A 26570-nucleotide genomic window follows, 5' to 3' on the forward strand; every position below is an offset into this window, starting at 1 on the left:
GGTGAGCGGGAGGAGGCCGAGCCGTACGTACGCGCCGCGCACGCGGGGAGACTGATCCGGGCGGGTGCCGGGTCTCCGGGGTTTCACCAGCAGGGAGAAGCACGCCTCCCGCTTCGCGCCACTTTAGTCCACGGTGTCTCACGGTCAATCAACCGGCCTGCGCGTCGCGCACCGCCTCCGCGCGGACGCCGTCTTTCGAAGGGATTCACCCTTCCGGCCCCGGTTTGCCGTCCGTATGGGGTAGCTCACAACAAGCCACGATGACGTTCTTTGTCCGCTCTCACAGCAGGCCACGTCCACGAGCGACCAGTAACGTCATGAGTATGTCGACTTCCGCAGCAGTTCCCACTGGATCCGAAGGCGCCATAAGTGGCCGTGGCGCCGTGACCGACCGCCTGGTGGAGGCCAACCAGCGATATGCCGCCGAGTTCGCCGATCCCGGCATGGACGCCCGTCCCGTGCTCAAGGTCGCCGTCGTGGCGTGCATGGACGCCCGTCTCGACCTGCACGCCGCCCTCGGACTCGAGCTCGGCGACTGTCACACCATCCGCAACGCGGGCGGGGTGGTCACCGACGACGTCATCCGCTCCCTGACCATCAGCCAGCGGGCGCTGGGCACCCGCAGCGTGGTGCTCATCCACCACACCAACTGCGGCATGGAGACCATCACCGAGGAGTTCCGGCACGACCTGGAGATGGAGGTCGGCCAGCGCCCGTCGTGGGCGGTGGAGTCCTTCCGCGACGTCGACCAGGACGTACGGCAGTCGATGCAGCGGGTGCGTACCTCGCCGTTCCTGCTGAGCACCGAGGACGTGCGCGGCTTCGTGTTCGACGTGCGTACCGGCGAACTGCGCGAGGTGGACGCGGCCTGACCGGCACCCCGGCCGTCCCGGGGCACTTTCCGTTCCGACTTCCGCCCCCGAGGCGATCCCCACCGAAACGTATCGAAAGCCTGGCCGAAAGGGCCGTACGACCGACATCGTGCGGGCAGTTGTCCACAGGCGGTGACACGAATCGGTAACGGCAGCGAGAATGCGGTGTGCGACATCGCGCGGAACCATTTCCGCGTGGTGTCCGTGTTTCGGGGTGGGCCGGCCGTGACCGAGCGTGCCGGCCCAGGAAGAACGGGCCGAGGAGGGCCGGGTGACGACCTATGACGGTCGAGAGAACCTCAGCGATCTGAGTGCCACCGTGGAACGGGTGCGCGGCTCGGTGGAAGGCGTGATCGAGGGCAAGCCCGAGATCGTACGGCTCGCACTGACCGTGCTGCTCGCCGAGGGCCATCTGCTGATCGAGGACGTTCCCGGCGTGGGCAAGACGATGCTCGCCAAGGCGCTGGCGCGGTCCATCGACTGCTCGGTGCGGCGTATCCAGTTCACGCCCGACCTGCTGCCCTCGGACATCACCGGTGTCTCCATCTGGGACCAGCAGCGCCGCGACTTCGAGTTCAAGCCGGGCGCGGTCTTCGCGCAGATCGTGATCGGCGACGAGATCAACCGCGCCTCGCCCAAGACCCAGTCGGCGCTGCTGGAGTCCATGGAGGAGCGCCAGGTCACCATCGACGGGCAGTCCTATGAACTGCCCAGTCCCTTCATGGTGGTGGCCACCCAGAACCCGGTCGAGATGGAGGGCACCTACCCGCTGCCCGAGGCCCAGCGGGACCGCTTCATGGCCCGTGTCTCCGTCGGCTACCCGAGCGTGGAGGCCGAGCTCCAGATGCTGGACGTGCACGGCGGGGCCAACCCGCTGGACGACCTCCAGCCGGTGGCGCACGCGCACGAGATCGTGAAGCTGATCGACGCGGTGCGCGGGGTGCACGTCGCCGAACCGGTGCGGCGGTACGCGGTGGAGCTGGTCGCCGCCACCCGCGTCCACCCCGACCTCAGACTCGGCGCCTCGCCGCGCGCCACCCTGCATCTGCTGCGCGCCGCGAAGGCGTCCGCCGCCCTGGCCGGCCGGGAGTACGCGCTGCCGGACGACGTCCGGGAACTCTCCGTCGCCGTCCTGGCCCACCGGCTGCTGCCCACCGCCCAGGCCCAGCTCAACCGCCGCAGCGCGGAGCAGATGGTGCAGGAGATCCTCCAGCGCACACCGGTGCCCGCGGCCCCGGGCACGCGCGGCGGACTCGACGGCATCGGCCGCGGCGTGCCGGCCTATCCCCAGCGGCCCCCGCGAGGTCTGTGATGAGCGCCGGGGGGACGGCGCGGACGGCGGGCGGGCGCGCGGACGCGGGCGGCGTCCGCACCGCGCTGGCCGGTCTGACCACCCGCGGCCGCTCCTTCCTGGCGGCCGGGATCGCCGCCGCGATCTGCGCCTACGTGCTGGGCCAGAGCGAACTGCTGCGCGTCGGCCTGCTGCTGGCCGCGCTGCCGCTGACCTGCGCGACGGTGCTCCACCGCACCCGCTACCGGGTGTCCGGCACCCGGGCGCTGTCCCCCGCGCGCGTCCCGGCCGGCGGCGAGGCCCGGGTCCGGCTGCGGATGGACAACGTCTCCCGGCTGCCCACCGGGCTGCTGATGCTCCAGGACCGGGTGCCCTATGTGCTCGGGCCCCGGCCCCGGTTCGTGCTGGACCGGATGGAGCCGGGCGGCCGCCGCGAGGTGTCCTACCGGGTCCGCTCGGACCTGCGCGGCCGCTATCCGCTCGGCCCCCTCCAGCTGCGCCTCACCGATCCCTTCGGGATGTGCGAACTGACCCGCTCCTTCCCGGAGTCCGACACCCTCACCGTCATCCCCCGGGTGACCCCGCTGGCCCCGGCCCGGTTCGCCGGCGAGGCCCGGGGCTACGGCGACGGGCACCGGCGCGCGCCGGCCCTCGCGGGCGACGACGACGTGATCCCGCGCGGCTACCGGTACGGCGACGACCTGCGCCGCGTGCACTGGCGCTCCACCGCGCGCTACGGCGAACTGATGGTGCGCCGCGAGGAGCAGCCCCGGCGCGCCCGCTGCACCGTCCTGCTGGACACCCGCGGCGGCGCCTACGAGGGCGCGGGCCCCGACTCGGCCTTCGAGTGGGCCGTCTCCGGCGCCGCCTCCGCCCTGGTGCACATGCTCGAACGCGGCTTCTCGGTACGGCTGCTGACGGACACCGGCAGCGCGGTGCCCGGCGAGAGCGCCGACGGCTTCGCGGGCGGCGGCCAGGAGTCCGCGGACGCGGCCGGGCTGATCCTGGACACCCTCGCGGTGATCGACCACTCCGGCGGCGAGGACCTCTCCCGGGCCCACGACGCACTGCGCGGCGGCGGCGACGGCCTGCTGATCGCCTTCCTCGGCGACCTGGACGAGGAGCAGGCCACCACGGTCGCCGGCATGAGCAGGCGTGGCGGCGGTGCCGTCGCCTTCGTCCTGGACCCGGCCACCTGGTCCCGCGACCCGTCCGAGCCCCCGCGGCCCGGGGACCCGCACACGGACCGGCTGCGCCTGCTGCGCGACGCGGGCTGGACGGCGGTCAGCGTGCCGCGCGGCGCCGCCCTCGACGAGCTGTGGCACCGGGCGGACCATGAGCGCTCGGGCCTGGCCGCCGTGGCGAGGGAGGCACGGGCATGAGCGGGCGGGCACGCTTGGCGCTGTGCGCGGCGGCGGCCACGCTGATGGCCTCGTGCGCGCTGCTGCCGCTGGTGAACGGGCCGTCCTGGCTGCTGGAGCTGGTGCCGCTGCTGGCCGTGCAGAGCGGGGTGGGCGCGGCGGCGCGGCGGGTGCCGCTCGGGCGGCCGCTGACCGTGGTGGCGCAGGCGGTGGCCACGCTGCTGCTGCTCACCCTGGTCTTCGCCCGCGGGCACGCGATCGCCGGGGTGATCCCCGGCCCCGACACCTTCTCGTACTTCACCGAACTGCTGCGGCAGGGCGCCCAGGACGTGAGCCAGTACGCGATACCGGCACCGCTCACCGACGGCATCCGGCTGATGCTGATCGGTGGTGTGCTGCTGATCGGCCTGCTGGTGGACACCCTCGCGGTGACCTTCCGCAGCGCCGCACCCGCCGGGCTGCCGCTGCTCGCGCTGTACTCGGTGGCCGCCGGACTCTCCCAGGGCGGCCCGGACTGGCTGTGGTTCCTGGTGGCGGCGGGCGGCTATCTGATGCTGCTGCTCGCCGAGGGCCGGGACCGGCTCGCCCAGTGGGGCCGCGTCTTCGGCGCCGCGCCCCACACCCGGGACGGCGCCCCGGACGACGACACGGTCGCCCCGGTGCGCACCGGGCGGCGGATCGGCGCGGTCGCCCTCGGGACGGCCCTGCTGGTGCCGCTCGCGCTGCCCGCGATGCAGGGCGGCCTGCTGGCCGCGGAGGGCGCCGGGGTCGGCGCGGGCCCCGGCCGCGGCGGCACGATCTCGGCGGTCAACCCGCTCGTCTCGCTGCGCGACAGCCTGAACGCCACCGACGACCGCACGGTGCTGTCCGTGCGTACCAACAGCACCGACATCTCGGACCTGTACCTGCGCATCGTCTCCCTGGACGACTTCGACGGCACCACCTGGAAGCCGGCACAGCGGCACATCGTGGGCGTGCCGGACACGTTCCCGGCGCCGCCCGGACTGAACCCGGACGTCCGGCGGGACACGCTGCGGACCACCGTCAAGGCGGCGGACTGGTACGCCCAGGACTGGCTGCCGATGCCCTACCCGCCGAGCCGGGTGCGGATCGACGGCAACTGGCGGTACGAGCCGGTCGGCATGACGCTGGTGGGGGACCACGGCGAGACCACGCGCGGCAAGACGTACCAGGTGACCAGCCTGGACGTGCGACCGACCGCGGGGCAGCTGGCGAGCGCGCCCGAGCCGCCGGCCGCCCTGCGCCGCGAGTACACCGAGGTGCCGGGCTCGCTGCCGAAGGTGGTGGCGCGGACCGCCCGGGAGGTCACGGCGGGCGCGAAGAACCACTACGAGGAGGCCGTCCGGCTCCAGGACTGGTTCTCCACCGACGGCGGCTTCCAGTACGACACCCAGGTGGCCGTCGGCAGCGGTCCGGACGCCATCGCGAACTTCCTGAAGAAGAGGCAGGGGTTCTGCGTCCACTTCTCCTTCGCGATGGCGGCGATGGCCCGCACCCTCGGCATCCCGGCCCGGGTGGCGGTGGGCTTCGCGCCCGGCACCCCGCAGGCGGACGGTTCGGTGACGGTGAGCCTGAAAGACGCGCACGCCTGGCCCGAGCTGTACTTCCAGGGCGTGGGCTGGACCCGGTTCGAGCCGACGCCGACGCGGGGCGTGGTGCCGTCGTACACCCAGTCGGTCACCCCCGGCACCTCGCGGCCGGACCAGTCACTGCCGTCCAAGAACGGCTCCGCGAAGCCGTCGGCGGCTCCGTCGGCCGGTGCGAACTGCGCGGGCGGCCCGGGGGCCTGCGACACGCCCTCGGCGGCGGCGGTCCCGGCCGGGGACGGCGGCGGACCGGGCCCGTGGTGGTCCGCGCTGGCCGTGCTGGCCGTGCTGGTGGTGCTGGCCGTCCCGCTCTCGCCGCTGCTGTGGCGGGCCCGGAGACGGTCGGTACGGCTCAGCGGGCACGCCCGCACCGACGAGGGAGCGGCGGCGCACACCCTGGCGGCGTGGCAGGAGCTGACCGACAGCGCGTGGGACCTGGGCATCCCGCCGGACGAGTCGCTGACCCCGCGGGGCGCGGCCGAGCGGATCATCCGGCTGGGCCGTCTCGACGGGCCGGCGGGCGCCGCGGTCCGTCGCGTCGCCGACGCCCTGGAGCAGGTCCTGTACGCCCCCCGGCCGCGGCCCGCCCCGGGGGTGGCCGACGACGTACGCCAGGTCACGGCCGCCCTTCACGGCACGGCCACCCGCACGGCGCGGCTGCGGGCCCGCTTGCTGCCGCGCTCGGCGGTCCGGGCGCTGTGGGCGGCCTCGGCCCGCTGGTCGACGCTCCGCGCCCGAGCGGCGGCGGCCCGACCGGTGATACGCCGCCCGCGCTCCTCGCAGCGCTAGCCGGCTGCGCACCCCCGCGTCCCGTCAGGGGCGCGGGGAACCGCCCGACCCCGCCACCGCGGCAACGGCAGCCCGTGGCGGCGGGACGGCGCCGGGCCGTGCGAACGCCCGAGGGGTGACCACCAGTACTGGTGGTCACCCCTCGGGAAGACTCGGGAAGGACCGGCCGAAGCGACGGAGCGCTATCGCCCCTGTTCGTCCCGCCGTCTCTGCCATCGTTCCTCGATGCGATCCATCATGGACCGCTTGGCCCGCACCGGGCGCCGCACCGCGCCCACGGGTCGTTCCCCCGGTTTGGGGGCCTTGCGCCAGCCCGTGACCGCGAGCACCGCGCAGCCGAGCATGACGAGGAAACCTACGACACTGACCCAGATCACCTTGGCGACCATTCCGGCCATGAGGAGCGCGATACCGACGAGGAAGCCCGCGACCGCCTGGTAGACCCGCCGCCGGGTGTACGTACGCAGCCCGCTTCCCTCAAGCGCTGACGCGAACTTGGGATCTTCGGCGTACAGCGCTCGCTCCATTTGCTCGAGCATGCGCTGCTCGTGCTCCGAGAGCGGCACGGAGTCCTCCTCATCGTGCGGTCGCCGGGGCGACCCGGGGGGTCCCTTCAGGATAGGCAGGGAATCGCCCCCGTGAAACCCGCCCCTCTGCGCCAATTGACCAACCGGGGTCCCGCCATGGCGGTCCCGGCTCACCGATGCTTCCATTCCCCGGCGGCCGACCCGTCATGCCGGGTGGTGTACCTCGATCATACGGCGCAAACCCCTCGATCGGGGGTCTTGTGCTGTACTCCGTCCGCCGCCGATGCCCTGATCAGCGGCGGGTCGCCGCGCGCTCAGGCCTCGGCGGCGCCCGGCGCCTCGCCGAGCACGTGCAGCTGGGTGGCCACGGAGTGGAACGCGGGCAGCTCGGCCGCCGCCGCCTCCAGCCGCAGCAGCGCGTCCAGCGCGGCGGGCTCGGTGTCCACCAGGACGCCGGGCACCAGGTCGGCGAAGACCCGTACGCCGTGCACCGCGCCGACCCGCAGGCCCGCCCCCTCGACCAGCGCGGTCAGCTGCTCCGCGGTGAAGCGGCGCGGCATCGGGTCGCCGGGGCCCCAGCGGCCGGCGGGGTCCTGGAGGGCGTGCCGGGCGTCGGTGAAGTGGCCGGCGAGGGCGCGGGCGAGCACCGCGCCGCCGAGGCCCGCGGCCAGCACGCTGAGCACGCCCTCGGGACGCAGGGCCGCGACCGCGTTGCGCATGCCCTCGGCCGGGTCGTCCACGTACTCCAGGACGCCGTGGCACAGCACCGCGTCGTAGCCGCCTCGCTCGACCACGTCGAACAGGCCGTGGGCGTCGCCCTGGACGCCCTTGACCCGGTCGGCGACGCCGGCCTCGGCGGCGCGGCGCTCCAGCGCGAACAGCGCGTTGGGGCTGGGGTCGACCACGGTGACACGGTGGCCGGCGCGGGCGAGGGGCACCGCGAAGTTGCCGCTGCCACCGCCGGTGTCGAGGACGTCCAGCGCGTCCCGCCCCGTCGCCTTGACCCGCCGGTCGAGGGCCTCCTGGAGGACCTCCGAGACCACGGCGGTACGCAGCGAGGCGCGGGTGCCGGAGCGGTCGGAACGCAGCGAGGCCGTATGCGGGTGATGAGGGGAGACGGGCGGGCGCATCGGGTCCGACACGGCAGGTGGCTCCTCGGCAGGGCTGGACGTCTTTCAGGCGTCTCCACCCTATTGCCTCCGGCGCTCCGCCCGGTCATCACGAGGGCCGCGGCCGTGTCCGTCTCGCTCGGCGGACGCCGGGCGCACCACCCGTGGTCAGCCCGCATCCGGTAGGTCACCACGGGCCCGGGGACCGCCGCCCTCCCCGGCGTCCCGGCGGGGCCGGGGCAGGACCGGCTGGAGGGCGAGCGTGCGCTCCACGAGGCGCAGGAACACCGCCACGTCCCGCATCAGGTCGTCGGCGTCCCGGCGGGTCGCGGCGCCCCGGATGCCGGCCTCGGCGCGGGCCCGGCGGGCCGCGCCGGAGGCGAAGAGGGCGCTCCACTCGGCCAGTTCGGGGGCGATCTCGGGCAGGACCTCCCACGCGCTGCGGATCCGGGCGCGGCGGCGCGGGGAGGTCTCGGGGCGGCCGCGGACGGCGAGCACGGCGGCGGCGGTGCGCAGGGCGGCGAGGTGGGCGGTCGCATAGCGCTCGTTCGGCGCTTCCAGGGCGGCGGCCTCCGTCAGTCCGGCGCGGGCCTGGGCGAGCAGGTCGAGAGCGGCGGGCGGGGCCGCGGACTGCCGGAGCACGGGGTGCACATCGCTCGCCGGGCCGGTCGCGGAGGGGACGGCGCGGGTCAGTGAGGGGGCAGGGCCGGGGGCGCGGCGCCGGGACGCGGCGGCTGCGGACGAGTGGGCCATGACGAACCTCCTGTCGTCTGGGTGACGGCACGTGTGCCGTATGTACCCATCGTGAGGTACGCCACTGACAATCCGGCCCGACCTGGGCTTTTGCTTCGGCCGAAGGTCGGGCATATTTTTATACTGACCAGTCAGTTCAAAATTACGGACCGCAGGGGGGCTTGTGGACGGCGCGCACGTCACGGCCGAGGGCCTCGGGCTCAGGGGACCACGGGGGTGGGCCTTTCGGGGCGTCACCCTCGACGCGGAGCCCGGCTCGCTGATCGCGATCGAGGGACCGTCCGGCTCCGGCCGTACGTGCCTGCTGCTCGCGCTCACCGGACGGATGAAGTCCACCGAGGGAGTAGCCACCGTCGGCGGATCCACACTTCCCCGGCACCTGGCGGCCGTGCGCCGGGTCAGCGCGCTCGCCAACGTGGCCGGGGTGACGGATCCGGAGCCCGCCCTGACCGTCGGCGAGCACCTGCGCGAACGCTCCCTGCTCCAGCAGCGGTTCGGCGACTCCCTGCGGGAGCTGCTGCACCCGCGGGCCGGCCGCTCGCACGAGGCGCGGCTGCGCGTGGACGCGGCGCTCGCCGCGGCCGGGCTCGATCCGGAGTCGCTGCCCAAGGGCTCCCGGACGGCCGTGCGCGACCTGGAGCGGGTGCAGGAGCTGCGCCTGTCGATCGCCCTGGCGCTCATCGGCCGGCCCCGGCTGCTGGGCGTGGACGACCTCGACACCAAGCTGTCGGAGGCCGAACGCGCCGAGGTGTGGGACCTCCTGCGCTCCCTGGCGCACACCGGCACGACGGTCCTGGCGGTGTGCCGTACGGCCCCCGGGGACTGCCTCACCGTGTCCACGAGCCGTGCGGACGAGAACACGGACGAGAACGCCGCCGAGAACGCCGCGGGCCACAGGCCCGTGAGCCGCACCGAGGAGGACGCCGATGCGCTCGCCTAGGCTCGCCGCCCTCGAACTGCGGCGCTTCGGACGCGGCAGGCTCCCGCGCGCCGCCCTCGTCGCCCTGCTCGTGCTGCCGCTGCTCTACGGCGGCCTGTACCTGTGGTCCTTCTGGAACCCGTACGGCCGCCTGGACCGCGTCCCCGTGGCCCTGGTCAACGACGACAAGGGGGCCACCGCGGGCGGCAAGCGGATCACCGCGGGCGACGACCTCGTGTCCGGGCTGCGCGACAGCAAGACCTTCGACTGGCACGAGGTGAGCGACGCCGAGGCCCGCGAGGGCGTGGAGAACGGCACGTACTACCTGTCGCTCACCATGCCGAGCGACTTCAGCGAGCGCATCGCCTCCAGCTCCGGCGACGACCCCGAGGCCGGCGCCCTCCAGGTGCGCAGCAACGACGCGAACAACTACATCGTCGGCCAGATATCCCGCACCGTCTTCAACGAGGTGCGCTCGGCCGCGTCCAGCAAGGCGTCGCGGTCCTTCCTTGACAAGATCTTCATCTCGTTCTCCGGCATCCACGACAAGACGGTCACGGCCGCCAAGGGCGCCGACCGGCTGAACACCGGCCTGGGCAAGGCCGAGAAGGGCTCCAAGGACCTCGCCGACGGGCTCGTGGACGCCAAGAGCGGCAGCGGAAAGCTCGCCAAGGGCATCAAGAAGCTGAAGACGGGCTCCGGCGACCTCCAGGAGGGCTCCCGGCAGGTCGCCGACGGCACCCAGGCGCTCGCCGACAAGGTCGACGGCGTCTACACCCAGGCGGGCCCGTTCCTGAAGGACCACGAGAAGACCATCGGGGACACCGCGGGCCTGGTCGCCGACTCGGCCAAGACGGTCCAGGACAACCTCGGCACCCTGGTGAAACACGCGCCCCTGGCCGCCGAGGCCGCGCATCTGTCCGCCGCCGCCCTCACGGACGTGTACAAGGAGCGCTGCCAGACCGCCCCCGTCCCCGACCCCGCCTGTCCGCAGCTCCAGAAGGCGAAGCAGGCCGCCGAGGACGTGTCCGGCGTCGCCGACGACCTGGAGACCCTGATCGCCGACCAGAACGGCGACCTGGCGACCATGCGGGACAACCTGGGCACCCTCCGCAAGCAGGCGACCGCCCTCCAGAAGAGCGCGCCCCATCTCTCCGAGGACGTCAGCGACGCCGTCAAGAAGATCGACAAGCTGAACGCCGGCGCGCAGCAGGTCGCCGCCGGCGCCAAGAAGCTGCACACCGGCCTGACCACCGCCGACACGGGTGCGACCACCCTGGACGCGGGCATCGGCACCGCCAAGACCGGCGCCCAGACCCTCGACGGCGGCCTGTACAAGCTGACCGACGGCTCCGGGAAGCTCGCCGGCGGGCTGCACGACGGCGCCAGGAAGATCCCCGACTACGACAAGCACGACCGCGACCGGCGCACCGGCGTCATGGCCGACCCGGTCCAGCTGGCCTCGCACGATCTGCACAAGGCGCCCAACTACGGCACCGGGTTCGCCCCTTACTTCATCCCGCTGTCCCTGTGGGTGGGCGCGATGGTGGCCTACATGCTGATCGCGCCGCTCAACCGGCGCGCCCTGGCGGCCGGTTCACCGGCCTGGCGGATCACGCTCGCGGGCTGGCTGCCGGTGGTCGCGCTGGGCGTGCTCCAGGTGGGCGCGCTGATGGCCGTACTGCACTGGGCGATCGGGCTCCAGATGCTGCGGGCGGCCGGCACGGTCGGCTTCCTGTTCCTGGTCACCGCGTGCTTCGCGGCGATCGTGCAGTGGCTCAACGCCCGCTTCGGCGCGGCCGGCCGCATCCTGGTCCTCGCCCTGCTGATGCTCCAGCTGACCTCCGCGGGCGGCACCTATCCGGTGCAGACCAGCCCGGGATTCTTCAACGCCATCCACCCGTACCTGCCGATGAGTTACGTCGTGTCGGCGCTGCGCCGGCTGATCACCGGCGGCGGGCTGGGCCCGGTGTGGCAGGCGTGCGCGGTGCTGACCGCGTTCACCGCGGGCGCCCTCGCGCTCACCGCGCTCGCGGCCCGCAAGCGGCAGGTGTGGACGCTGGACCGGCTGCACCCGGAGCTGACCCTGTGAGCCCCGGACCGGCACGGCCGGCGCGGGCACCTGTGAGAATCGGTGCCATGGAAAGCAGCAGCGCCAGGTCCGGCGGCAGCACGCGCCGGGAGGCGACCCGGCAGAAGCTCTACGAGGCGGCCGTCACTCTCATCGCCGAGCAGGGCTTCTCCGCGACCACCGTGGACGAGATCGCCGAGCGGGCGGGGGTCGCGAAGGGCACCGTCTACTACAACTTCGCGAGCAAGTCGGTCCTCTTCGAGGAACTGCTGCGGCACGGGGTCGGCCTGCTCACCGCCTCCCTGCGGGAGGCCGCGGAACAGACCGCGCACGAGGGCGGCGGCAAGGTCGACGCGCTGGACGCGATGGTCCGTGCCGGCCTGGTCTTCATCGACCGCTATCCGGCCTTCACCCAGCTGTACGTGGCCGAGCTGTGGCGCACCAACCGGGCCTGGCAGTCCACGCTGATGGTGGTGCGCCAGGAGGCCGTCGCCGTGGTCGAGGGCGTGCTGCGCGAGGGGGTGGCGGGCGGCGAGTTCAGCGAGGAGATCGACGTCCAGCTGACCGCGGCCGCGCTGGTCGGCATGGTGCTGGTGGCCGCGCTCGACTGGAAGTCCTTCCAGCCGCAGCGCTCCCTGGACGACGTGCACGCGGCCCTGTCCCGGCTGCTCCAGGGCCGGGTCAGCGGCAGGGCCTGAGCCGCCGGGTCGGCGGCACACCGCCGAACGGCGCGTGAGGGCGCCGGTCCGCTGCCGGACCGGCGCCCTCACGCTCCCCCGTGACCCCCGTACTCCCCCTGGGTCATGGCCGGGGGCGGACGCCGTTCCGCCGCCCCGTGCCGGCGGTGCCGGGCCGCGCCTCCCTGCCGGACTCCACTCTCGCGTGCCGGCCCCCCGCCGCCCATCCGCGCGCCTACTCATCCGGCGGCCTAGGTACGGATACTCAGAACCGCGCGCACGTGCCCGGGACGGGCGCCCCCGCGCCTCGCTACGATCGCCTGCGTGTCCGTACTCCCCCTCGTCTTCACCAGTGGCTGGGCCAGCGGCGTCAACGCCTACGCGGTGGTGCTCCTGCTCGGTCTGTTCGGCGTGACCGGGGTGAGCGACGACGTCCCCCGGGCCCTCCAGCGGCCCGAGGTGCTGATCGTCGCGGGGGTGCTGTTCCTGTGCGAGGCGGCCGCCGACAAGGTGCCCTACGTCGACTCGGTGTGGGACTCCGTGCACACCGTGATCCGGCCCGTCGCGGGCGCCTGGGTGGGCGCGCTGCTCGCCGGGCACAGCGGCTCGTACTCGGAGGTGACGGCCGCGCTGATCGGTGGTTCGACGGCGCTGGCCAGCCACTCGGTCAAGGCGGGGACGCGGATGGCGGTCAACGCCTCGCCCGAGCCGTTCAGCAACATCGCGCTGAGCATCGGTGAGGATCTGGGCGTCGGCGCACTGGTCTCCTTCGCGCTGTTCCATCCGCGGGCGGCGGCGGTCGTCGCGGCGGTACTGCTGGTCGCGGGGCTGGCCACGCTGTTCTTCCTGGTCTCCCGCATCCGGCGTTTCCTGCGCCGCCGGGCACAGCGCCGCGAGGAGCGCGGGCTGGCCTCGCGGGTGCTCTGAGCCACCCGGACCCGCCCGGGGGCCGGACCGCCGGTGGCGGTCGCTAGAGTCGCGGACATGGCACGGATCGCGGTGATGGGCGCCGGTATGGGCGCGATGGCTGCCGCCGCCCGGCTGGCCGTCGCGGGCCACCGGGTGGTGGTGTACGAGCGCACGGACACCTACGGCGGTGGGGTGCGCCGCCTGGCGCGGGACGGGTTCGGCTTCGACACCGGCCCGGGGCTGCTGACGCTGCCCGCCGTCTACCGTGACCTGTTCGTCAAGACCGGCAAGGAGCCGCTGGAGGACCTGGTCGGACTGGTCCAGGTCGACCCGTCCGCGCGGCATCTCTTCGCGGACGGCACCGAGGCGGCCCTGCCCAACGCCTCGCGCGCGGGCGTCGTCGCGGCGCTGGACGAGGCGCTGGGCGGCGGGGCGGGCGGACGCTGGGGCGACTTCCTGGTCCGGGCCCGCGAGGCATGGGACCGCACCCGCCGGCCGCTGCTGGAGGAGCCGCTGTGGCCCGACTGGCAGGTACTGACGGGCAAGGAGCCGTATCCGGCGGTCCCGCACAAGAGGCTGCTGCGCACCCGGCGGGCGGCCACCCTGGCCGAGATCGGCGCCTGGGAGCTGCGCGACCCCCGGCTGACGGCGCTGCTCGCCGGGTACGCCCTGGCGTACGGCGTCGACCCGGCCACCGCCCCGGCGAGCGCGGCCGTGCTGCCGTACATGGAGCACGCCTTCGGCACCTGGTACGTGCGCGGCGGGACGAGGGAGCTGGCGCGCGCGGTGTACGAGCGGTGCCTGGCACGGCGGGTGGAGTTCGTCTTCGGCGCCGAGATCACCCGGGTGCCGGTGGCGGACGGCCGGGCGGCCGGGGTCGAGCTGGCCGACGGAACCGTGGCCGGGGCGGACTTCGTGGTCGGGTCGCGGCCCTGGCGGCTGGGCGGCCTGGTGGAAGGGGCACCGTATGGACCGGGGGCGGTCGCACCGGCGCCGGAGGACCGGTTCCCGGGACGGATGGTGGTCTGCCTGGCCCTGCGCGGCGCCCGCGATCCCGGTGCCGCGCATCGCACGGTGGTGCACTCGGCCGACACCGAGGGCGAACTGGACCTGTTCCGGCACGGCACCCCGCCGGGCCTGCCGACGGTCCGCGTCGACCGGCCGGACGATCCGGCGCTGCGTCCCGACGACGCGCACGAGTCGATGGTGCTGACGGCGACGGTCCCGGCGGCGACGCGGTACGACTGGGGCGCGCCGGGTGTGGCCGACGCGTTCACCGAGCGCATGATCACCGCCGCCGAGCGGGCCGTGCCCGAGCTGCGGGAGCGGGTCCTGTGGCGCGAGGTGCGCACCCCCCTGGACACCGCGCGGGAGACGGGCGCCACCGGGGGCGCGGTCCCGCCGCCCGCGCTGGCCGGACCGCGGGGCGCGCTGCACCCGGCCAACGCCACCGGTACACCGGGCCTGTTCGCCGTCGGCGGCTGGTCCCACCCGGGCGGCGGGCTGCCGCACGCGGGCATGTCGGGCGCGCTGGTGTCCGGGCTGATCGTGGAGGGGCCGGACTTCCGGGGCTCGCAGTGACCCGCGCGTGAGCCGTGCCCCGGCCGGGGCACGGACCGCGCCCGGGGCCTCACCCCACCCGGCGTCCGCGCCTCAGTAGCGGTACTGCTGCTCGTCGTACCCCGGCTGCTGCTGACCGTGGCCCTGGTAGGGGTACGGCTGCTCCTGCGGGAGTTCGCCGCCGTGGCCCTCGTCGGTGCGCTGCTGCGGCACCCACACCCCGCCGGCCGGGGTCTCCCCGTAACCGCCGGTGGCGTACGGGTCCTGGGGGTAGCCCTGCGTGCCGTACTGCTCGGCGTAGCCGGGGTCGTAGCCGTCGCCGGGATAGGACTGGCTGCCGATGTAGGGGTCCGAGTAGTTGGCGTAGCCCTGCTGCGGGGCGGCGTCGTAGCCGTACCCCTGCTGCTGCCCGTAGTCGGCGTAGTCGTAGGACTGGCCCTGCTGGGGGGCGGCGTGGGTGGCGGTGTCGCCGTAGACGCCGTAGTTGCCGGTGTCGTCGGGCAGCGGCTGCGGCTCGTAGACGGAGGTGTCCCCGGCGGCCGGGGGACGCGCGGGCGAGAAGACGTCGTCGCGGTCGTAGTCGTCGTACGCGTCCGCGGCGGAGCCCTCCTCGGTGTAGGGGTCCTGAGCGGGGGCCAGGTCGTCGTCCGCGCCGGCGGGGGCGGGCGCGGGGGCCTTCGCCGCCTGGGCCTTGCGGTCGCCGCGGCCGCGGCGGCGCTTGCTGCCGCCGGACTCCGCGGCCTCGGCCTCGGACCGCCGCAGCGCCCAGCCGGCCACGAAACCGCGGCGGAAGGAGAGCGTGACGAGGGTCTGGCCGACGGCGAAGGCGATCGCGCCCGCGCCGATCACGAGGACGGACGGCATCAGGACGCCGACCACCACCCCGAGGAAGCCGGTGAAGGCGAGCAACCGCCAGCGCAGTCGCGCCTTGTACTGAAGCAGCACCTCGCCGAGCAACCACAGCGCGACGCCGCCGAATGCGATGTAGAGGACCGTCCAGCCCATGTACGCCCCTCTCCCAGTGGCCGTTACGCAGTGTGTCTCAACACGATGCGGCAGGTCTAGGCCTGCGGGGGGTGGTGCAGGCCCAGGTTCTCGTAGATCTCCAGGGTCGCCGTGGAGCTGTTGAGCGTGATGAAGTGCAGTCCGGGCACGCCTTCGGACAGCAGTCGCGCGCAGAACTCCGTGGCGAAGTCGATACCGATGGAGCGTACCGCCGCCGGATCGTCCTTCGCCGCGAGGATCCGCTCTTTCAGGACGTCCGGGAACCGTGCGTTGCTGAGCTTGGGCAGCCGCTCCAGCATCCGTACGCTCGTGACCGGCAGGATCTCCGGGATGACCGGGGTGTCGCAGCCCGCCTCCGCCACCCGGTCGCGCAGCCGCAGATAGGACTCGGGCTGGAAGAACATCTGGGTGATGGCGTAGTCGGCGCCCGCGCGGCACTTGTCCACGAAGTGGGCGACGTCGGTGTCCCAGTCCGCGGAGCGGGGGTGCATCTCGGGAAAGGCGGCGACGCCCACGCAGAAGTCGCCCGACTCCTTGATGAGGCGCACCAGTTCGGCCGCGTAGGTCAGGCCCTTGGGGTGCGCCACCCACTCGCCCATGGGGTCGCCGGGCGGGTCGCCGCGCACGGCGAGCATGTTGCGGATCCCGGCGTCCGCGTACTGGCCGATGATGTTGCGCAGTTCGGCGATGGAGTGGTCGACCGCGGTGAGGTGGGCGACCGGGGTGAGCGTGGTGTCGGCGACGATCTGCTGCGTCTCCCTGACGGTGCCCGCGCGGGTCGAACCGCCGGCGCCGTAGGTCACCGAGACGAAGTCGGGGGCGACCGCCTCGACCCTGCGCAGCGCGGTCCACAGGTTCCGCTCGCCCTTGGGGGTCTTCGGCGCCGAGAACTCGAAGGAGTACGTGGTCTTGCCGCCGGCGAGCATGTCACGCACGGTGCGCGCGCGATCAGTCCTGGTGGATGCGGTTCCGAGGGCCATACCCGCAGGTTAGCCAGGGGACGGCGGTCCCCCAACCGAACCCCGGAAATTTGCCCGAATTGTCGACTTGTCGTCCACCCCTTGGGACGAGCCCCTGAGACGGGGAGCCTCAGGACCGCCGCAGCCGCCGGGCGAACTCGGCCGCGGCGGCGCCCGGATCGTCGGCCTCGGTGAGCGCGCGCACCACGACCACCCGGCGGGCCCCGGCCTCCAGGACCTCGTCCAGGTTGCCGAGGTCGATGCCGCCGATCGCGAACCAGGGGCGCTCGGTGCCGAGCGCGGCCGTGTACCGGACCAGGCCGAGGCCCGGAGCGGGCCGGCCGGGCTTGGTGGGGGTGGGCCAGCACGGCCCGGTGCAGAAGTAGTCCACGCCCTCCTGGACGGCGGCCGCGGCGGCCTCGTCCTCGGTGTGGGTGGAACGGCCGATCAGCACGTCCTCGCCGAGGATCGCGCGGGCCGCGGTCACCGGCAGGTCGCCCTGGCCGAGGTGGAGCACGTCGGCGCCGACGGCGTGGGCGACATCGGCCCGGTCGTTGACCGCGAGGAGCCTGCCGTGCCGGGCACACGCCTCGGCGAAGACCTCGAGACAGGCCAGTTCCTCGGCGGCCTCCATGCCCTTGTCGCGCAGTTGCACGATGTCGACGCCGCCGGCCAGCACCGCGTCCAGGAACTCGGGCAGGTCGCCCTGGCGCCTGCGGGCGTCCGTGCACAGGTACAGCCGGGCGTCGGCGAACTCGGCGCGGGCGGTGTCGGACATGCGTGGGCCCCCGGGGGTCGGTGTGTGCTGGCTGGGCGGTGGCGTGCGGCGCGGGGCGTCGCACGCCACCCCTCAGGTGGTCGGGCTCAGACGGCGAGCGCCTGGGCGCGGCGCTTCACCTCCGTGCCGCGATTCTCGCTGAGTGCCTGCGCGGGGGTGCCGGGCAGGGTCGGGTCGGGGGTGAAGAGCCATTCGATCATCTCTTCGGCCGTGAAGCCGTCGTCCCGCAGGAGCGTCAGGGTCCCGGTCAGGCCCTTGACGACCTTGTCCCCGTCGATGAAGGCGGCGGGGACGTGCAGCGCGCGGTTCTCGCCTCGGCGCACGGCGATGAGCTGGCCGTCCTTGACCAGCTGCCGCACACGCGTCACCTCGACGCCGAACTGTTCGGCGATGTCGGGGAGGGTGAGCCAGGCGGGGACGAGAGCGTCGATCTTCGTGTCAATCTCGGTCACGGGTACTAGCCTAGGCGTTCGGCCGGGTGTGGTGCTTTACGCCGGTGGCCCGGCGGCCGCTCCGCCGCGGTTTCCCGCACCCGCGCGGGGGAGCCGCGGGCCGGTACCCTCCCCCCGCTCCCCGTCGGCCGCCTCAGTCGGCCGTGGTGTTCTTCAGCGGCCTTCCCGGGTCCGCCAGTGCCTGCGCGTCCAGGACGCGGCCCGCCTCGATCAGCTTGCGGCCCTGGGCGAGATCGCGCGGCCGGCCGACGGCCAGCAGGGCGACCAGGCGGCCCTCGCGCAGCCAGCACACCGTCCAGGCGGGGCCCGTGGGGTCGCCGCGCCAGACCAGCCGGTCGGCGGCGGCGTGGTGGCCGGCGTACTGGACGAAGCGGCCGAACTGCTCGGACCAGAAGTACGGCACCGGGTCGTAGACGGCGGTGGTCTCGCCGAGGATGCCGGCGGCGACGGTGCGCGGGCCCTGGAGGGCGTTGTCCCAGTGGTGCACGAGGAGGCGTTCGCCGTAGCGGGCGGAGGGGAAGGACGCGCAGTCGCCGACGGCGTACACGTCGGGCACCGAGGTGTGCAGCCGGGCGTCGGTGACGACCTCGCCAAACGTGCCCAGCTCGATGCCGGAACCGGCCAGCCAGCCGGTGGCGGGGCGGGCCCCGATGCCGACGACGACGGCGCCCGCGGGCAGTCGGGTGCCGTCGGCGAGCACCACGGCGCCGGGCTCGACGCGCTCCACGCGCGCGCCGGTGCGCAGTTCGGCGCCACTGGCGGCGTACCAGCCGGCCATGGGGGCGGCGACCTCGGCGGGCAGCACTCCGGCGAGCGGCCGGTCGGCCGCCTCGACGACGGTCACCGCGCAGCCGGCCTCGCGGGCGGCCGTGGCGAACTCGGCGCCGATCCAGCCCGCGCCGACGACCACGATGTCGTGCTGCCGGGCGAGCACGGGCCGCAGTCGCGCCGCGTCGTCCAGGGTGCGCAGCAGATGCACGCCGGGGACGCCCTCGGCGCCGGGCAGGGTGACCGGTTCGGCGCCGGTGGCGAGCACCAGGACGTCGTACGGCACCGGGCCCGCCTCGGTGTCCAGTTCGTGGTCGGCGGGGCGGGCGCCGAGGACCTCGCAGCCGAGCCGGAGGTCGACGCCGAGCGCGTCGAAGTCGAGGTCGAAGGCGGAGCCCTCGGCCTTGCCGAGCAGGACGGCCTTGGACAGCGGCGGCCGGTCGTACGGCTGGTGCGGTTCGGCGCCGATGACGGTCACGTCGCCGGTGAAACCCTGTTCCCGCAGGGCGACCGCGGTCTGCACCCCGGCCATGCCCGCACCGGCGACGACCACGTGCCGGATCCCTGCCGTGCCCTCCTGGGCTGTCTGCTCGCTCACCCGGTCACCATAGTCAGATGACGATCAGTCAGTCAGGGGGCGGGCGCGGTGACCTGTTCCACGACGCTGGTGCCGGAGCCGGGTCCCGACTCCCATTCCCAGGTCTCCTCCAGGCGCACCCGGCCGTCGGGCAGCGCCACGACCGTGGACACGCAGTGGCCGCAGGCGGTGCTGCCGTCGGTGCGCAGCTGCACGTACCGGAAGTCGAGGCGGTCGCCCGCGCGGGTGCCGACCAGATGGCCGCGGACGATGTCGCCGCCCCGGTACTCGGCCCAGATCGCGCCGTCCCGCTCGTGGTAGGCGAAGCGGGTCCGGGTACCGACCTGACCCGCGGACTGGTCGGCGACGGGGGCGAGGACGAGTCCGTCCAGCGACGGGGCCATGACCAAGGGCTCCCTTACGGGTGAGGAGTCGGGCGGGCTAGGGTGGCCACCGTACAAGCACTCGCGGGAGCCCGGACGCACCGGGCTGAGAGGGAGGCTGGCGGCCTCCGACCGTACGAACCTGATCCGGGTCATGCCGGCGAAGGGAGGGGCTGGACGCCCATGCCGTCACGTACGTCCGATACGTCACACATGTCATCCACGCCGGGCACACCGAGCGCTCCGGGTACCGCGAGCACCTCGGGTGTTCCAGGTGGTCCGGGCATGTCGAACACACCCGACGTCCTCGTGGTCGGGGGCGGGATCATCGGTCTGGTCACGGCCTGGCGCGCGGCGCGCCGCGGGCTCGCGACGGCCCTGGTGGACCCGGCTCCGGGCGGCGGTGCCGCGCAGGTCGCGGCCGGGATGCTGGCCGCGGTCACCGAACTGCACTACGGCGAGGAGACGCTGCTCGCCCTGAACCTGGAGTCGGCGCGCCGCTACCCCGGCTTCGTGGCCGAGCTGACCGAGGCGAGCGGCCGGGACCTCGGCTACCGGCGGTGCGGCACGCTCGCGGTCGCGTTGGACGCCGACGACCGGGCCCACCTGCGCGAACTGCACGCCCTCCAGCAGCGCTGCGGCCTCGACGCGCAGTGGCTGCCGGGGCGGGAGTGCCGCCGCCTGGAGCCGATGCTGGCGCCCGGGGTGCGCGGCGGGCTGCGGGTCGACGGCGACCACCAGATCGATCCGCGCCGGCTGGCCGCGGCGCTGGTCACCGCGTGCGAGCGGGCCGGGGTGGTGTTCCACCGGGTGCGGGCCGAGCGGCTGGACGTCGTACGGGACCGGGCCGTCGGGGTCACCGCGGCGGACGGCACGGCGCTCACCGCCGGGCAGGTGGTGCTCGCGGGCGGCAGCCTCAGCGGGCGGCTCGCGGGGGTGCCCCGGGAGGTGGTGCCGCCGGTGCGGCCGGTGAAGGGGCAGGTGCTGCGGCTGGCGGTGCCGGAGCGCCACGCGCCGTTCCTCAGCCGGACGGTGCGGGCGGTGGTCCGGGGCGGGCAGGTGTACCTGGTGCCCCGCGAGAACGGCGAGCTGGTCGTCGGCGCCACCAGCGAGGAACTGGGCTGGGACACGACGGTCACCGCGGGCGGGGTGTACGAGCTGCTGCGCGACGCGCACGAACTGGTGCCGGGCATCACCGAGCTGCCGCTCACCGAGACCCGGGCCGGGCTGCGGCCCGGGTCCCCCGACAACGCGCCGCTGCTCGGGCCGTCCGGGCTCGACGGGCTGCTGCTGGCGACCGGGCACCATCGCAACGGGGTGCTGCTCACGCCGGTCACCGGGGATGTGATGGGGCAGCTGCTGGCCGGTGGCCCGCTGCCCGAGGAAGCCCGTCCGTTCACGCCGGGGCGCTTCGGCGCGCCGCGCACACAGCAACTGGAGCAGACCGCATGAGCGCCGTGCCGTCCACCATCACCGTCTCCGTCAACGGGCAGCGCCGCGAGATCGCGCCGGGGACCGCGCTCGACGCCGTCGTACGGTCCCTCGTGGGGGCCCCCGCCGGGGTGGCGGCGGCCGTCAACGAGACGGTCGTGCCGCGGACCCGCTGGGCCGGGACCGCGCTCGCCGAGGGCGACCGGGTCGAGGTGCTCACCGCGGTGCAGGGGGGCTGAGCCATGACCGACGACCGCCTTGTCATCGGGGACACGGCCTTCGGGTCGCGGTTGATCATGGGTACGGGCGGGGCGCCCAGTCTCGACGTGCTGGAGCGGGCGCTGGTGGCGTCCGGGACGGAGCTGACGACGGTCGCGATGCGGCGGATCGATCCGTCCGTGCACGGCTCGGTGCTGTCCGTGCTGGAGCGGCTCGGCATCCGGGTGCTGCCGAACACGGCGGGGTGCTTCACCGCCGGGGAGGCCGTGCTCACGGCGCGGCTCGCCCGGGAGGCGCTGGGTACGTCGCTGGTGAAGCTGGAGGTCATCGCCGACGAGCGGACGCTGCTGCCGGATCCGGTGGAACTGCTGGAGGCGGCGGAGACGCTGGTGGACGACGGGTTCACGGTGCTGCCGTACACCAACGACGACCCCGTGCTGGCGCGGAAGCTGGAGGACGTGGGGTGCGCGGCGGTGATGCCGCTGGGGTCGCCGATCGGGTCGGGGCTCGGGATCCGCAACCCGCACAACTTCGAGTTGATCGTGGAGCGGGCGGGGGTGCCGGTGATCCTGGACGCGGGGGCGGGGACGGCGTCGGACGCGGCGCTGGCGATGGAGCTGGGGTGTGCGGGGGTGATGCTGGCGTCGGCGGTGACGCGGGCGCGGGAGCCGGAGGTGATGGCGGCGGCGATGCGGTACGCGGTGGCCGGCGGCAGGCTCGCGCGGGTGGCGGGGCGGATACCCCGCCGCTACCTGGCGCAGGCGTCCTCGCCGGCGGCGGGCCTCGCCGCGCTCGATCCCGAGCGTCCCGCGTTCTGATCCCGCGCCCCCGCCGCGCTGCGGCGGCCCGTCCGTCGCCGGGGTCGCCCCCGGCGGAACATCGCGGCCCCGCGTGGGAAGCGTCACAGGTCCGCTGCAGTGCGCGGGCGGGGGCGGGCGCGGGGACGGTGATGTCCGCGGGGACTCGTAGACTCGGCGTGTGGACATGACCCTTCAGGACGCCCTCGTCGGGCACGTGATCGACGGCCGGTATCGCGTGGACGCGCGGATCGCGGCCGGCGGTATGGCGACGGTGTACCGGGCGCTGGACATGCGCCTGGACCGGGTGCTCGCGCTGAAGGTGATGCATCCCGCGCTGGCGGCCGACGGCGCCTTCGTGGAGCGGTTCATCCGCGAGGCGAAGTCCGCGGCCCGGCTCGACCACCCGAACGTGGTGCAGGTCTTCGACCAGGGCACCGACGGCTCGTACGTGTACATGGCGATGGAGTACGTCGCCGGGTGCACTCTCCGTGACGTGCTGCGCGAGCGCGGGGCGCTGCGCCCGCGCGCCGCCCTGGACATCCTGGAGCCGGTGCTCGCCGCGCTCGGCGCCGCGCACCGGGCCGGTTTCGTGCACCGGGACATGAAGCCCGAGAACGTGCTGATAGGCGACGACGGGCGGGTCAAGGTCGCCGACTTCGGACTGGTCCGCTCCGTGGACACCGTGACCAGTACGACCGGCTCCGTGCTCGGCACCGTCGCCTACCTCGCCCCCGAGCAGATCGACCAGGGCACCGCCGACCCCCGGGTCGACGTGTACGCCTGCGGTGTCGTCCTCTACGAGATGCTGACCGGCGCCAAGCCGCACTCCGGGGACTCCCCCGCGCAGGTGCTCTACCGGCACATCAACGAGGACGTGCCGCCGCCCTCCGCGCTGGTCCCGGGGCTGGCCCCGCAGCTGGACGAGCTGGTCGCGTCGGCCACCGCCCGCGACCCCGAGGTGCGCCCGTACGACGCGGTCGCGCTGCTCGCCGAGGCCCGTGCGGCCCGTGCCGCGCTGGCCGAGGAGCAGCTGGACGCCGTACCGCCGGGGGCGAGGACGGTGGAGCACGAGAACGCGGAGAACCGTACGAGCGTGATCCCGCGCGCGCTCACCGTGCCCCGGCCGCTGCCGGTCGACGAGGACGGCGACGGCGTCAGCCGCACCACCCGCTTCACGGCCGCGCCCGTGCCGCCCCCGCGCCGGTCCCGGCGGCTCGTGCTCACCGTCGCCGTCGCCGTGCTCCTGCTGCTCGGCGCCGGCACCGGGGTCTGGTACATCAACTCCGGCCAGTTCACCAAGGTCCCGCCGCTCTTGACGAAGACCGAGGCGCAGGCGCGGGACCGGCTCAAGGACGCCGGGCTGCACGTCGGGAAGGTGCGGCGGGCCTACGACGACACCGTCGAGCGCGGCGCCGTGATCAGCACCGACCCGGCGCCAGGAGCCCGGATCCGGGACCATGACGCGGTGGCGCTGACCGTCTCGCTCGGCCCGGAGACGGTCAAGGTGCCGGACCTGTCCGGCCTCCCGCTCGCGAAGGCGCGGCAGAAGCTCAAGGCGGCCGGTCTGGAGCCGGGCATGGTCACCCGGGAGTTCAGCGACGACGTCGACCGGGGCGCGGTGGTCTCCACGTCCCCCGCGTCGGGGACCGAGCGGCACGCGGGTTCGGCGATCGCGCTGACTGTCAGCAAGGGCAGCCCGATCGACGTGCCGGACGTGACCGGGGACGACCCGGCCGACGCGCGGCAGGAGCTGACGAGCGCCGGGCTCAAGGTGCGGATCGCGAGCGAGCAGGTCAACTCCGGGTTCGACAAGGGCAAGGTGGCCCGGCAGAGCCCCGGCGACGGCAAGCAGGCCGCCGCCGGCGACACGGTGACGCTCACCCTGTCCAAGGGCCCGCAGATGATCGAGGTCCCGGACGTGACCGGCGACAGCGTGGACGACGCCCACCAGGCGCTGGAGGACGCCGGGTTCAAGGTCAGCGAGGACCGCGGCCTCCTCGGGCTGTTCGGCGACACCGTGCGCAAGCAGTCCGTCGAGGGCGGCAGGACCGCGCCCAAGGGGTCCACGATCACGATCACCATCCGCTGAGCCCGGCGTTCCCGGCACCCGGCCGGTCCGGTGCGGCCGGTGACCGGGTTCACCCCCGGCGCCGGTCCGGGCGGCTTCCCGGACATGACACCCTGGACAGGTGAGTTCCGTTTCCCCGCCCCTCCCCCGGTCCCTGTCGCGCAATCCCGTCGGCGGCCATGTCCCGGTGGCCGGCGGTCTGCACTCCGTGGGGCTGTCGTACGCCCATGAGCTGAAGGCGGAGACCGTCCAGGTCTTCGTGGCCAACCCGCGCGGCTGGGCCACCCCGGCCGGGAACCCGAAGCAGGACGAGGCGTTCCGCGCGGCCTGCGCCGAGGAGTCGATCCCGGCGTACGTCCACGCCCCCTACCTGATCAACTTCGGCTCGCACACCGAGGCGACCGTGGAGAAGTCGGTGGAGTCGCTGCGGCACTCGCTGCGGCGCGGCCGGGAGATCGGCGCGCTGGGCGTGGTGGTGCACACCGGCAGCGCGACCGGCGGACGGGCCCGTGAGGTGGCCCTGAAGCAGGTGCGGGAGCACATGCTGCCGCTGCTGGACGAGCTGACCCACGACGACGATCCGTTCCTGCTGCTGGAGTCCACCGCGGGTCAGGGCGCCTCGCTGTGCTCGCGGACCTGGGACTTCGGGCCGTACTTCGAGGCGCTGGACGCCCACCCCAGGCTGGGTGTGTGCCTGGACACCTGCCACATCTTCGCCGCCGGGCACGATCTGACCGGCCCGGCCGGCATGCGCGGCACGCTCGACCTGCTGGTGGAGACCGTCGGCGAGGGGCGGCTGAAGCTGATCCACGCCAACGACTCCAAGGACGTGGTCGGCGCGCACAAGGACCGGCACGAGAACATCGGCTCCGGCCATATCGGCGAGGAACCCTTCCGCGCCCTGATGAACCACCCGGCGACCGCAGGGGTCCCGCTGGTGATCGAGACCCCCGGCGGCAAGGAGGGCCACGCGGCCGACGTGGCCCGGCTCAAGCGCCTCAGGGACGGCTGACCGGCCGCGGTCTCACAGCTCCGGGCCCTCGCCCGGCTCCTCCTGGTAGGAGTAGCGCTGCTCCTTCCAGGGATCACCCACGTTGTGGTACCCGCGCTCCTCCCAGAACCCGCGCCGGTCGGCCGTCATGTACTCGATGCCCCGCACCCACTTGGGTCCCTTCCAGGCGTACAGGTGGGGCACCATCAGGCGGACCGGGAAGCCGTGCTCGGCGGTGAGGAGCTCGCCGTCCTTGTGGGTGGCGAAGAGGGCGCGGTCGGAGAGGAAGTCCGCGAGCCGCAGGTTGGAACTGAACCCGTACTCCGCCCAGACCATCACATGGGTGACGTCCGGGGCCGGCGGGGCCAGGTCCACGATCGTGGCGGCCGGGACCCCGCCCCACTCCGCGCCGAGCATGCTGAACTTGGTCACGCAGTGCAGGTCGGCCACCACGGTGGCGTACGGCAGGGCCGTGAACTCCTCGTGGTTCCAGCAGTGCTTGTCGCCGTCGGCGGTGGCGCCGAAGACCCGGAAGTCCCAGCGCTCGGGCCGGAACTTGGGGACGGGTCCGTAGTGCGTGACGGGCCAGCCGCGCTGGAGTCGCTGCCCCGGCGGAAGCTCGGACCCTGCCGCTGCTCCAGACTCTCGCTCCACCGGATGACCCATGTAACCATCCTGACAGACCTCGGGCAGTGCCCTTGACCACCCCTCTCCGAAACGGGCAAATACCACTAAATCCCGTCACACTTACTAAGTCAGCACTTACTGGACGATCTTCGCGTCCGATGCAATCATGCGGCCCACACCTCCCCCGATATCCGTGCGGGAGACATCCGTGTGGAAGGAGCCGCTGCGATGCAGGGCGACCCCGACGTCATCGAACTGCTCAACGAACAGTTGACCGCCGAGCTGACGGCGATCAACCAGTACTTCCTGCACTCCAAGATCCAGGACCACCGGGGGTGGTCCAAGCTCGCGGAATACACCCGGCGCGAGTCGTTCGACGAGATGCGGCACGCGGAGATCCTGACCGACCGCATCCTGCTGCTCGACGGGCTGCCGAACTACCAGCGGCTCTCCCACATCGAGGTGGGGCAGACGGTGACCGAGATGTTCCGGGCCGACCGGCAGATCGAGGTCGAGGCGATCGACCGGCTGCGCCGGGGCGTGCAGATCATGCGCGACAAGGACGACATCACGTCCGCGAACATCTTCGAGGCGATCCTGGCCGACGAGGAACACCACATCGACTACCTGGACACCCAGCTGGAACTGGTCGACAAGCTGGGCGAGGCGCTGTACATCTCGACGCTGGTCGAGCAGAGCCAGCCGGACCCCTCGGGGCCGGGCACCGGCAGCTTCTAGGGCGGAGCCTCAGGCGGCGTCGTCCAGCCGGTCGAGCGTCGCCGGGGCGCGCCGTTCGATCAGCTCGCGGCGGGGGCAGGCGTCCCGGCCGAGCAGGGCCTGGATGCGCCGTACGCAGCGGCCGCAGTCGGTGCCGGCCTTGCAGGCGGAGGCGATGTGGCGCGGGGTGGAGGCGCCGTCGTCCGCGTGCTGCCGGACCTGCGCCTCGGTGATGCCGAAGCAACTGCACACGTACACCCGGACTCACCTCCCGACGGGATCGCCGTATCTCTGCCACCCCGTTCCCGGTGAGGCAAACCTAACCTTACCCGTCGCTTCGCGACCGCAAA

26 protein-coding genes and 1 riboswitch are annotated in these 26570 nt (G+C 73.7%); of the genes, 15 read left to right on the forward strand and 11 right to left on the reverse strand.

Features of this window, described 5'->3' with window-relative positions; all coding sequences use genetic code 11:
• The first annotated feature begins 323 nt into the window (after window positions 1–323).
• The 4 genes from VT52_RS00900 to VT52_RS00915 all read left to right on the forward strand — a co-directional run bounded on the left by VT52_RS00900 (window position 324) and on the right by VT52_RS00915 (window position 5920).
• A complete protein-coding gene (locus VT52_RS00900; protein ID WP_046421351.1) occupies window positions 324–872 on the forward strand; it encodes a beta-class carbonic anhydrase in 549 nt (182 codons plus the stop codon).
• A 271-nt stretch (window positions 873–1143) separates the two neighbouring features.
• Complete coding sequence (locus VT52_RS00905; protein ID WP_046421378.1) at window positions 1144–2184, forward strand: AAA family ATPase; 1041 nt, start codon at window positions 1144–1146, stop codon at window positions 2182–2184.
• Entirely contained in the window at window positions 2184–3545 is a 1362-nt protein-coding gene (locus VT52_RS00910; RefSeq protein ID WP_046421350.1) for a DUF58 domain-containing protein, read from the forward strand. The genes VT52_RS00905 and VT52_RS00910 overlap by 1 nt, the downstream gene beginning before the upstream one ends.
• Window positions 3542–5920, forward strand: a complete 2379-nt coding sequence (locus tag VT52_RS00915) for a transglutaminase TgpA family protein (protein WP_046421348.1) — start codon at window positions 3542–3544, stop codon at window positions 5918–5920. Before VT52_RS00910 ends, VT52_RS00915 begins: the two co-directional genes overlap by 4 nt.
• Window positions 5921–6102: 182 nt before the next feature.
• Here the strand turns inward: VT52_RS00915 and VT52_RS00920 are convergent, their stop codons facing one another.
• The 3 genes from VT52_RS00920 to VT52_RS00930 form a co-directional block, all read right to left on the reverse strand.
• A complete protein-coding gene (locus VT52_RS00920; RefSeq protein ID WP_046421347.1) occupies window positions 6103–6486 on the reverse strand; it encodes a DUF3040 domain-containing protein in 384 nt (127 codons plus the stop codon).
• 275 nt (window positions 6487–6761) lie between these two features.
• Entirely contained in the window at window positions 6762–7589 is an 828-nt protein-coding gene (locus VT52_RS00925; protein ID WP_046421346.1) for a class I SAM-dependent methyltransferase, read from the reverse strand.
• A 135-nt stretch (window positions 7590–7724) separates the two neighbouring features.
• Complete coding sequence (locus VT52_RS00930) at window positions 7725–8309, reverse strand: SAV_6107 family HEPN domain-containing protein (protein ID WP_046421344.1); 585 nt, start codon at window positions 8307–8309, stop codon at window positions 7725–7727.
• A 163-nt stretch (window positions 8310–8472) separates the two neighbouring features.
• Between VT52_RS00930 and VT52_RS00935 the strand changes: the two genes are divergently transcribed.
• The 5 genes from VT52_RS00935 to VT52_RS00955 all read left to right on the forward strand — a co-directional run bounded on the left by VT52_RS00935 (window position 8473) and on the right by VT52_RS00955 (window position 14466).
• Complete coding sequence (locus tag VT52_RS00935; RefSeq protein WP_046421343.1) at window positions 8473–9249, forward strand: ATP-binding cassette domain-containing protein; 777 nt, start codon at window positions 8473–8475, stop codon at window positions 9247–9249.
• Window positions 9236–11320: a YhgE/Pip family protein gene (locus tag VT52_RS00940; RefSeq protein WP_046421342.1), complete on the forward strand. Its 2085-nt coding sequence runs from the start codon at window positions 9236–9238 to the stop codon at window positions 11318–11320. Before VT52_RS00935 ends, VT52_RS00940 begins: the two co-directional genes overlap by 14 nt.
• Window positions 11321–11367: 47 nt before the next feature.
• Window positions 11368–11997, forward strand: coding sequence for a TetR/AcrR family transcriptional regulator (locus VT52_RS00945; RefSeq protein WP_046421340.1), 630 nt, complete (start codon window positions 11368–11370; stop codon window positions 11995–11997).
• Between the two features lie 303 nt (window positions 11998–12300).
• Entirely contained in the window at window positions 12301–12903 is a 603-nt protein-coding gene (locus VT52_RS00950) for a DUF4126 domain-containing protein (RefSeq protein WP_046421339.1), read from the forward strand.
• A gap of 57 nt (window positions 12904–12960) precedes the next feature.
• Window positions 12961–14466, forward strand: coding sequence for a phytoene desaturase family protein (locus VT52_RS00955; protein ID WP_046421338.1), 1506 nt, complete (start codon window positions 12961–12963; stop codon window positions 14464–14466).
• Window positions 14467–14538: 72 nt separating this feature from the next.
• Here VT52_RS00955 and VT52_RS00960 read toward each other — a convergent pair whose 3' ends face one another.
• The 6 genes from VT52_RS00960 to VT52_RS00985 all read right to left on the reverse strand — a co-directional run bounded on the left by VT52_RS00960 (window position 14539) and on the right by VT52_RS00985 (window position 19388).
• Window positions 14539–15450 carry an SCO2102 family sporulation regulator gene (locus VT52_RS00960; protein WP_046421336.1) on the reverse strand — a complete coding sequence of 304 codons (912 nt, stop codon included), beginning with the start codon at window positions 15448–15450 and terminating at the stop codon, window positions 14539–14541.
• Between the two features lie 56 nt (window positions 15451–15506).
• Complete coding sequence (gene metF / locus VT52_RS00965) at window positions 15507–16430, reverse strand: methylenetetrahydrofolate reductase [NAD(P)H] (RefSeq protein ID WP_046421335.1); 924 nt, start codon at window positions 16428–16430, stop codon at window positions 15507–15509.
• A gap of 109 nt (window positions 16431–16539) precedes the next feature.
• Entirely contained in the window at window positions 16540–17187 is a 648-nt protein-coding gene (thiE, locus tag VT52_RS00970) for a thiamine phosphate synthase (RefSeq protein ID WP_046421334.1), read from the reverse strand.
• 86 nt (window positions 17188–17273) lie between these two features.
• On the reverse strand, window positions 17274–17639 hold the full coding sequence (locus VT52_RS00975; RefSeq protein WP_046421332.1) for an Rv2175c family DNA-binding protein: 366 nt from the start codon (window positions 17637–17639) through the stop codon (window positions 17274–17276).
• A gap of 133 nt (window positions 17640–17772) precedes the next feature.
• Window positions 17773–19005 carry an NAD(P)/FAD-dependent oxidoreductase gene (locus VT52_RS00980; protein WP_206306407.1) on the reverse strand — a complete coding sequence of 411 codons (1233 nt, stop codon included), beginning with the start codon at window positions 19003–19005 and terminating at the stop codon, window positions 17773–17775.
• A 32-nt stretch (window positions 19006–19037) separates the two neighbouring features.
• Window positions 19038–19388, reverse strand: coding sequence for an avidin-fold protein (locus VT52_RS00985; RefSeq protein ID WP_046421330.1), 351 nt, complete (start codon window positions 19386–19388; stop codon window positions 19038–19040).
• A 53-nt stretch (window positions 19389–19441) separates the two neighbouring features.
• Window positions 19442–19553: riboswitch (TPP riboswitch) on the forward strand.
• A 99-nt stretch (window positions 19554–19652) separates the two neighbouring features.
• Here VT52_RS00985 and thiO point away from each other — a divergent pair.
• The 5 genes from thiO to VT52_RS01010 all read left to right on the forward strand — a co-directional run bounded on the left by thiO (window position 19653) and on the right by VT52_RS01010 (window position 24897).
• Window positions 19653–20819, forward strand: coding sequence for a glycine oxidase ThiO (thiO, locus tag VT52_RS00990; RefSeq protein WP_046421328.1), 1167 nt, complete (start codon window positions 19653–19655; stop codon window positions 20817–20819).
• Window positions 20816–21037, forward strand: coding sequence for a sulfur carrier protein ThiS (thiS, locus tag VT52_RS00995; protein WP_079174768.1), 222 nt, complete (start codon window positions 20816–20818; stop codon window positions 21035–21037). The genes thiO and thiS overlap by 4 nt, the downstream gene beginning before the upstream one ends.
• A 3-nt stretch (window positions 21038–21040) precedes the next feature.
• Window positions 21041–21835, forward strand: coding sequence for a thiazole synthase (locus tag VT52_RS01000; protein ID WP_046421326.1), 795 nt, complete (start codon window positions 21041–21043; stop codon window positions 21833–21835).
• 160 nt (window positions 21836–21995) lie between these two features.
• Window positions 21996–23906 (forward strand): Stk1 family PASTA domain-containing Ser/Thr kinase, encoded by a 1911-nt coding sequence (pknB, locus tag VT52_RS01005; protein ID WP_046421325.1) that lies wholly within the window; start codon window positions 21996–21998, stop codon window positions 23904–23906.
• Window positions 23907–24006: 100 nt separating this feature from the next.
• A complete protein-coding gene (locus VT52_RS01010) occupies window positions 24007–24897 on the forward strand; it encodes a deoxyribonuclease IV (protein ID WP_079174769.1) in 891 nt (296 codons plus the stop codon).
• 12 nt (window positions 24898–24909) lie between these two features.
• Here the strand turns inward: VT52_RS01010 and VT52_RS01015 are convergent, their stop codons facing one another.
• Window positions 24910–25542, reverse strand: coding sequence for a sulfite oxidase-like oxidoreductase (locus tag VT52_RS01015; protein ID WP_046421322.1), 633 nt, complete (start codon window positions 25540–25542; stop codon window positions 24910–24912).
• 189 nt (window positions 25543–25731) lie between these two features.
• Here VT52_RS01015 and bfr point away from each other — a divergent pair, with 189 nt between their 5' ends.
• Window positions 25732–26241, forward strand: coding sequence for a bacterioferritin (gene bfr / locus VT52_RS01020; protein ID WP_046421321.1), 510 nt, complete (start codon window positions 25732–25734; stop codon window positions 26239–26241).
• A 9-nt stretch (window positions 26242–26250) separates the two neighbouring features.
• On the opposite strand, the gene VT52_RS01025 is transcribed toward bfr, so the two are convergent.
• Window positions 26251–26478 carry a (2Fe-2S)-binding protein gene (locus VT52_RS01025; RefSeq protein ID WP_046421320.1) on the reverse strand — a complete coding sequence of 76 codons (228 nt, stop codon included), beginning with the start codon at window positions 26476–26478 and terminating at the stop codon, window positions 26251–26253.
• Window positions 26479–26570: the final 92 nt, after the last annotated feature.

Source organism: Streptomyces malaysiense, from assembly GCF_000980885.2.
Taxonomy (GTDB): Bacteria; Actinomycetota; Actinomycetes; order Streptomycetales; family Streptomycetaceae; genus Streptomyces; species Streptomyces malaysiense.